Here is a 6,664-nt window from a genome sequence, read left to right on the forward strand (position 1 = left end):
GTGTACTTCCGGACCGGGCTCCCCGGGCAGCCCGACTTCCGCAGGGTCGCGTTCAGCCTCGGCGCCCGCCGCCGAGCCGCGCTCTTCGGGTACGTCGGCGTCTGCCTGGTCCCGCTCCAGGGCCGCATCAGCCCCCACACGGCCACGCTCCGGCCCTCCGGTTCGCGCCGGGACCGGTTCGGGACGTTCGGCGGACGCCGCTGGGCCGGCCTCCGGGGACCCGCCCACTCCCGAACCGGGTTCGGGACGTTCGGCTGACGCCGCCGAGTCGGGTTCCGAAGGGACGGCGGACGGTGCCCGACCCACATCGGAAGCGTCGGTGGCCCCCGGTTCTTCGGCGTCCTGCCGCCCGGGACCCCCCGTCCCGGGCCCGGCGGCCTCTTCGGCGGCGGGCCCGGCGGCCGCAGGGGCCGGCGCCCGGGTCAGGGAAACCACGCGCGGGCCCGGCGAGGCATCATCCGGCCCCTCGGGGCGGTGGGCCGGCTCAGGAGGGACCGACCGGTCGGGGCCGTCCAAGTCCAGCGCCTGATCCGTCACGGGCCACGCTCCAGTCCGCCGTGCACGAGCCGAGCCCGACGGGGCTCCGTGCGGGCGATTCGAGCGTAGTTCACGCTCTGCGACGATCCGTGCGGAGCACGGCGCAGTCGTCGCCCGATCGGATCAGCGGATCGTCACATCACGTACGGCCGGACGGGGTGGTCACGCCTCGAAAGGCCGCGCCGGCCACGGCGCCTCCGCCGGGCGCAGAGCGTCGAAGCCCTCGCCCCCACGGGCCGCCACCGCGGACAGCACGCCGACCACCAGGCACGTGTTGTGGAGATCCCCGGCGAGCACACCCTGGACCAGTTCGTCGAGCGGCACCCGGGCAAGCTCCATGTCGGCCTCTTCCTCGGAGACCTCGAAACGGTCGCCCTCGGCCTCGGACAGTTCCCGGGCGAGGAAGATCCGCACCGCCTCGTCGCAGCCGCCGGGGGTGGTGTAGACGTCGGCGAGCACCCGCCAGTCCTCGGCCTTGACGTGCGCCTCTTCGTACAGCTCCCGCTGCGCGGCGTGCAGCGGGTTCTCCCCCGGCACGTCCAGCAGGCCGGCCGGGATCTCCCACAGCTTCTGCCGTACGGGGTGTCGGTACTGGCGGAGTACGAGGACGCGGCCCTCGCCGTCGAGGGCGAGCACGGCGACCGACCCCGGGTGCACCTGGTAGTCACGCTTGACGACGGTGCCGTCGGGCATGACGACATCGTCGGTGCGGACGCTGGTCTTGTTGCCCCGGAACGGCGTCGTGGTCGCGGTGACCTGCCAGTGCTCGGGCGTGTCCTTGATGGCCATCGAAAGCGTCCTTCCACCCACACAACGGAAACCGGGGTACGGATCCTTCACAGGTCCGTACCCCGGTCAACCGTATCGTCTGGCGTGTCACTGACCGGACTTGCGCTCCACGGCCGCCTTCACCAGACCGGCGAAGAGAGGGTGCGGACGCGTCGGGCGGGACCGCAGCTCCGGGTGGGCCTGGGTGGCGACGAGGTAGGGGTGCACCTCGCGCGGGTACTCGACGTACTCGACGAGCTTGTTGTCGGGGGACGTGCCGGAGAAGAGGATGCCCGCCTTCTTCTCGAGCTCCGCGCGGTAGGCGTTGTTCACCTCGTAGCGGTGGCGGTGGCGCTCCTCCACGTAGGGCTCGTCGCCGTATACCTCGCGCACGATGGAACCCTCCGCGAGCTTCGCCGGGTACAGGCCGAGACGCATGGTGCCGCCGAGGTCGCCGGCGCCCTCGACGTACGCCAGCTGCTCCTCCATGGTGGAGATCACCGGGTGCGCGGTGGCCGCGTCGAATTCGGTGGAGTTGGCGTCGGTGATCTCCGCCAGGTTGCGCGCGGCCTCGATCACGATGCACTGCAGGCCCAGGCAGAGGCCGAGCAGCGGGATCTTGTTCTCGCGGGCGTACTGGATGGCGCCGACCTTGCCGTTGACGCCGCGCTCGCCGAAACCGCCGGGGATGACGATCGCGTCGACGTCGCCGAGCTGCTTCGCGGCACCCGCCGGGGTCTTGCAGTCGTCGGAGGTGACCCACTTGACCTGGACACGGGCCTTGTTGGCGAAGCCGCCGGCGCGCATGGCCTCGGTCACCGACAGGTAGGCGTCGGGCAGGTCGATGTACTTGCCGACGAGCGCGACAGTGACCTCGTGGTCGGGGTTGTGGACCCGGTCGAGCAGGTCCTCCCAGACCGTCCAGTCGACGTCGCGGAACGGCAGGTCGAGCTTGCGCACGACATAGGCGTCCAGGCCCTCGGTGTGCAGCACCTTCGGGATGTCGTAGATCGACTTGGCGTCGATGGCGGCGACGACCGCGGCCTCGTCGACGTCGCACATGAGCGAGATCTTGCGCTTGATCGCGGTCGGCACGTCACGGTCGGCGCGCAGCACGATCGCGTCGGGCTGGATACCGATGTTGCGCAGCGCCGCGACCGAGTGCTGGGTCGGCTTGGTCTTCAGCTCGCCGGAGGGACCGATGTAGGGCAGCAGCGAGATGTGCACGACGAAGACGTTGTCGCGGCCGACCTCGTGGCGGACCTGGCGGACGGTCTCCAGGAACGGCAGGGACTCGATGTCACCGACCGTGCCGCCGACCTCGGTGATGACGACGTCGACGTCGTCGGTCGCCATCCGTCGGATACGGGACTTGATCTCGTTGGTGATGTGCGGGATCACCTGCACGGTGTCGCCCAGGTACTCGCCGCGCCGCTCCTTGGCGATGACCTGCGAGTAGACCTGGCCGGTGGTGACGTTGGCCGAGCCGTCGAGGTCGACGTCGAGGAAGCGCTCGTAGTGGCCGATGTCCAGGTCGGTCTCGGCGCCGTCGTTGGTGACGAACACCTCACCGTGCTGGAACGGGTTCATCGTGCCGGGGTCGACGTTCAGGTACGGGTCGAGCTTCTGCATGGTGACCCGCAGGCCCCGTGCCTTGAGCAGCGCACCCAGGCTGGAGGCCGTGAGGCCCTTGCCGAGGGAGGAGGCGACACCCCCGGTGACGAAGATGTGCTTGGTCGTCATGGATTTGGGCGGCATCGCCAAGAGGGGGCTCCCGTGGTCGCGAAGTGAGGTGCGTACCGGCTGCCGACCCGGATCGGGGGGCGCCGTCGCTGCGGTTTCGGGGCCTTCCGGCCACCGGTCCACGGGGTACCAGGGTATCAGCGACGGGGGTGGGCCGCCGCCCGGCCGCGCCCGTGTACTCGTCCCGGCGGCGCCGGAGGTACCGTGACCACAACGCGCGGGAACCGCTCACCGCGGCCCACGGGCCGCTCACCCGTTCGCCGCACCTGTGTTGCGGGGACCCGACACAGATCGTTGACGTGCGTCGTATCCTGCTCGGAAACTCGCTGCCGAGCCGGACCTGTGCACGGACGACATCCCCAGACCGTCACCCGGAACACGGCGCCCCCCACCAGGCACGTGGCAACACCTCCCGCGTGGTGTTTTTGGGGTCGCCGCGGCTTGTCAACGACCCTTGACCGCAGTAAGCGCCCCGCGGGGCGGACATGGCCGTTCGACTGGAGATGCACGTGGCCGGGCGCATCGAGGATTACGCACTCATCGGAGACATGCAGACCGCAGCACTGGTCTGCCGGGACGGCACGGTGGACTGGCTGTGCCTGCCCCGCTTCGACTCGCAGGCCATTTTCGCCGGGCTGCTCGGCACCGAGGAACACGGTTTCTGGCGGCTCGGGCCAGCGTTCGAGCCGCACGGCGAGGCGCCGGACGCGACCCGTCGCACGTACCGCGGCGACTCGCTGATCCTCGAATCCGAGTGGGACACCCCTCGGGGCACGGTCCGAGTGACCGATTTCATGCCGCCGCGTGACGGTGCGCCGCAGCTGATCCGGATCGTTGAAGGCGTCTCCGGCCGGGTGCGGATGCGCTCCGCGCTGCGGATGCGTTTCAGCTACGGACGGATCGTGCCGTGGGTCCACAAGGTCGACAACCGAACGGTCGGTGTCGCCGGCCCCGACTCGGTGTGGCTGGACTCGGACACCGACACGTACGGCAAGGACCTCACGACCTACTCCGACTTCACCGTCGCCCCCGGCGACCGGATCACCTTCACGCTCAGCTGGCAGCCCTCGCACAAGGAGCAGCCGGCCCTTCCCGACCCGCAGGGCTCGCTGGAGGCCACCGCCGAGTTCTGGCGCGAGTGGGTGGACCACTGCACGTACCACGGCCCGTACCGCGAGGCCGTGGTCCGCTCGCTGATCACGCTGAAGGCCCTGACGTACGCGCCGACCGGCGGGATCGTCGCCGCGCCCACGACCTCGCTGCCGGAGGAGATCGGCGGCGTCCGCAACTGGGACTACCGCTACACCTGGCTGCGTGACGCGGCGATCACCCTCTCCTCGCTGCTGCGCACCGGCTACCGCGAAGAGGCCCGCGCCTGGCGCGAGTGGCTGCTGCGGGCCGTCGCCGGCGACCCGGAGAACCTGCAGATCATGTACGGCATCGCGGGCGAACGCGAACTCGGGGAGGCGGAGCTCGACTGGCTGCCCGGCTACGAGAACTCGGGTCCCGTGCGCGTCGGCAACGGCGCCGCGCACCAGCTCCAGCTCGACGTGTACGGCGAGGTCACGGAGGCCCTGCACCTCGCGCACATGACCGGCCTCGCGCGCAACGACTACGCCTCGCTGCTCCAGCTGAAGCTGATCCGCTACCTGGAGAAGCACTGGGACCAGCCCGATGAGGGCATCTGGGAGGTCCGCGGGCCGCGCAGGCACTTCGTGCACTCCAAGGTGATGGCGTGGGTCGCGGTCGACCGGACGATCAAGCTGATCGAGTCCGGTGACGCGGACGGGCCACTGGAGCGCTGGCGCGATCTGCGTGACGAGATCCACCGCGACGTCTGCGAGAAGGGCTACGACCCGGAGCGCAACACCTTCACCCAGTCCTACGGCTCCAAGGAACTGGACGCCTCCCTGCTGCTGATCCCGCAGATGGGCTTCCTGCCGCCCGACGACAAGCGGGTCATCGGCACGATCGAGGCGATCCAGCGCGAACTGTCCACCGAGGACGGCTTCATCCTGCGCTACCCGACCGAGGGCGCGCACGAAGGCGTCGACGGGCTGCCCGGCGACGAAGGCGCGTTCCTGGCCTGCTCGTTCTGGATGGCGGACGACCTGGCGATGATCGGGCGGGTGGACGAGGCCCGGCGGCTGTTCGAGAGGCTGCTGTCGCTCCGCAACGACCTCGGGCTGCTCGCGGAGGAGTGGGATCCGAGGCTGCAGCGGCAGGTGGGCAACTTCCCCCAGGCCTTCAGTCATGTCCCCCTGATCGACACGGCGCTGCGGCTGACCGCGTCCGGGGCCTACGGTGGCTAGGAGTCCGCTGTTGTCCTTGGAACTGTCGCCCCGGTAGCGTCCTCGGCCATGGAAACGCAGGGCGGCATCACCGTGCGGCGGGCACTGGAACTCCCGGGCCTCCGCAGCGGACTCCCGGAGGTCCTGGCCGGCGCCGACCGGCTGGAACGCACCGTGCGCTGGGTCCACGCCGGTGAGGTGCCCAACATCGCCTCCCTGCTCAAGGGCGGGGAGTTGCTCCTGACGACGGGTCTCGGCCTCGGGACCCGTCCGGTGGAGCAGCGGGCGTTCGTCCACCGGCTCGCGGAGCGCGGCATCGCCGCGCTGGTCGTCGAGCTGGGCCCCCGTTTCTCCCGGCTGCCGGCCTCGATCGTGGAGGCGGCGCGGGCGGCCGGTCTGCCGCTGGTGCAACTGCACCGGGAGGTGCCGTTCGTCACGGTCACCGAGGAGATCCACACCGAGATCGTCAACGGCCACTACGCGCTGCTCCAGCAGGCGGAGGAAGTGCACCGCCGCTGCACGGAGGCCCTCCTCGGCGGCGGCGGGGTGCCCCAGGTGCTCGCGATCCTCGCGTCCTTCACGGGCGACCCGGTGTTCCTCGAGACCCCCGACGGGCAGCTCCTGTACGCGGCGGACACCCCCGGCGGCGAACCGGGCGCCGCCGACCCCTTGCAGGTGTGGCAAGGGCTGCGGGGCGGCCGGCAGGACGGCCCCCCGGCGAACGCGGTCCTCGTCGACGTGCCCGGCGGCGGACGAGGGGCGGGCGCGGTCCGTGCCCGGCTGGTGCTGCTGGCCGTGTCGTCCCCGGTGCTGCCGGTGCACCGGATGGCGGCCGAGCGTGCGGCGGGCATCCTCGCCGTGGTGCTGATGCAGGCGCGCCAGGAGGAGGAGCTCGCGGCACGCGGCCGGGGCGACTTCCTGACCGACCTGGCGGAGGGCCGCATCACGCCGGAGGACGCGCCCGCGCAGGCAAGGGTCCTCGGCTTCAAACCGGGCGCGGGGCCACTGCTGCCGGTGGTGATGCGGATCGCGGCCGAGCTGACGCCCAGCGGCAACTGGTCGGTGCTGGCACGGGCGGTCTCCGAGGAACTGTCGTCGCTCGGGGTGCCGGTGCTGCTCGGCGTCCGGCCGGTGGAGGGCCGGGTGCCGCTCCTCGTCGGACTGCGCGCGGAGGGCGACCGGACCGCCGTCGCGGACCGGGTGGCCCAGGCGCTGCGCGCGGGGGTGGCCCGCGCCGGGCTCGAAAGAGCCGGCGCGCACCCGCCGGTCGTGGTGGTCGCCGCCGCGGGCGGCTGGGCCGCGGCCGGCGCCGCTCTGCGCCACGC

At 71.4% G+C, this 6,664-nt stretch carries 5 protein-coding genes; 3 read left to right on the forward strand and 2 right to left on the reverse strand.

The annotated features are described in order from the left end of the window. On the forward strand, positions 1–258 hold a 258-nt coding region (locus ACWGH4_RS28045), incomplete at its 5' end, for a hypothetical protein (RefSeq protein WP_453465855.1). A 441-nt stretch (positions 259–699) separates the two neighbouring features. On the opposite strand, the gene ACWGH4_RS28050 is transcribed toward ACWGH4_RS28045, so the two are convergent. Then, positions 700–1,326 (reverse strand): NUDIX domain-containing protein, encoded by a 627-nt coding sequence (locus ACWGH4_RS28050; protein ID WP_441266580.1) that lies wholly within the window; start codon positions 1,324–1,326, stop codon positions 700–702. 87 nt (positions 1,327–1,413) lie between these two features. Next, positions 1,414–3,063, reverse strand: coding sequence for a CTP synthase (locus ACWGH4_RS28055; RefSeq protein ID WP_441266581.1), 1,650 nt, complete (start codon positions 3,061–3,063; stop codon positions 1,414–1,416). 470 nt (positions 3,064–3,533) lie between these two features. On the opposite strand from ACWGH4_RS28055, the gene ACWGH4_RS28060 reads away from it, so the two are divergent. Both ACWGH4_RS28060 and ACWGH4_RS28065 read left to right on the forward strand, forming a co-directional pair. Then, positions 3,534–5,360, forward strand: a complete 1,827-nt coding sequence (locus ACWGH4_RS28060; protein ID WP_441266582.1) for a glycoside hydrolase family 15 protein — start codon at positions 3,534–3,536, stop codon at positions 5,358–5,360. A gap of 48 nt (positions 5,361–5,408) precedes the next feature. Next, on the forward strand, positions 5,409–6,664 hold a 1,256-nt coding region (locus tag ACWGH4_RS28065; protein WP_453465858.1), incomplete at its 3' end, for a PucR family transcriptional regulator ligand-binding domain-containing protein.

Source organism: Streptomyces sp. NPDC054847 (genome assembly GCF_053610925.1).